This is a genomic window from Dyella sp. 01N36, from assembly GCF_056399745.1.
Genome location: NZ_JBFTRY010000388.1, coordinates 1 through 1,003, shown reverse-complemented (window position 1 = coordinate 1,003; position 1,003 = coordinate 1). Strand labels below are relative to the sequence as shown.

The 1,003-nt window shown below is 63.0% G+C and carries 1 protein-coding gene; it reads right to left on the bottom strand.

Annotated features, from left to right (window positions below; translation table 11 throughout):
- Positions 1-71: 71 nt before the first annotated feature.
- Positions 72-1,003: L-threonine 3-dehydrogenase (gene tdh / locus AC1DMG_RS22355; protein WP_477181171.1), on the bottom strand; the 932-nt coding region annotated here is incomplete at its 5' end.

Below are 1,003 nucleotides of genomic sequence, written 5' to 3'. Positions count from 1 at the left end.
AAGTGTACTAGGGCGGCCGACCTTTCAGGTTGGATTTCCCGCAGGAAATTCCGAGGTGTGACAGGGTTCGCTCAGCTCCAGGAGCAGACGACCTTGCCGCACTTGCCCGCATCCATCAGATCGAAGCCCTTCTGGAAATCGTCGATGTGAATCTGGTGCGTGAGAACTTTCTGAAGCGGGAAGCCGGTGAGCACCATCTGGGTCATCTTGTACCAGGTCTCGTACATGCGACGGCCGTAGATGCCCTGCATGGTGAGGCCCTTGAAGATCACCTTGTCCCAGTCGATGCCGGCGCCCTTGGGCAGGATGCCGAGCAGCGCGATCTTGCCGCCGTGGTACATGCAATCGAGCATGTCGTTGAAGGCGCGCGGGTTGCCGCTCATTTCCAGGCCCACGTCGAAGCCTTCCATGTGCAGGTCCTTCATCACGTCCTTCAGCGACTGGTTGGCCACGTTCACCACACGCGTGGCGCCCATGTCCGCCGCCAGCTTCAGGCGGTAGTCGTTGACGTCGGTGACAACCACGTTACGGGCGCCCACATGCTTGGCGATGCCCGCGGCGATGATGCCGATCGGGCCGGCGCCGGTGATCAGCAYGTCTTCGCCGATCAGGTCGAACTCCAGCGCGCAATGTGCAGCGTTGCCATACGGGTCGAAGAAGGCGGCCAGCTCCGACGGGATCTGGTCCGGGATCGGCCACAGGTTCGAGGCCGGCATGGTCATGTATTCGGCAAACGCGCCATTGCGGTTCACGCCGATGCCCACGGTGTTCGGGCACAGGTGCTGGCGGCCGGCGCGGCAGTTGCGGCAGTGGCCGCAGACGATGTGGCCTTCGGCGGAGACACGGTCGCCGATCTTGTAGCCGGTCACGCCCGGGCCGATCTCCACGATGCGGCCGACGAACTCATGGCCGATGGTGAGGCCGGGCTTGATCGTGCGCTGGGACCACTCGTCCCACTTATAGATGTGCAGGTCGGTGCCGCAGATCGCGGTCTTTTCCAGCT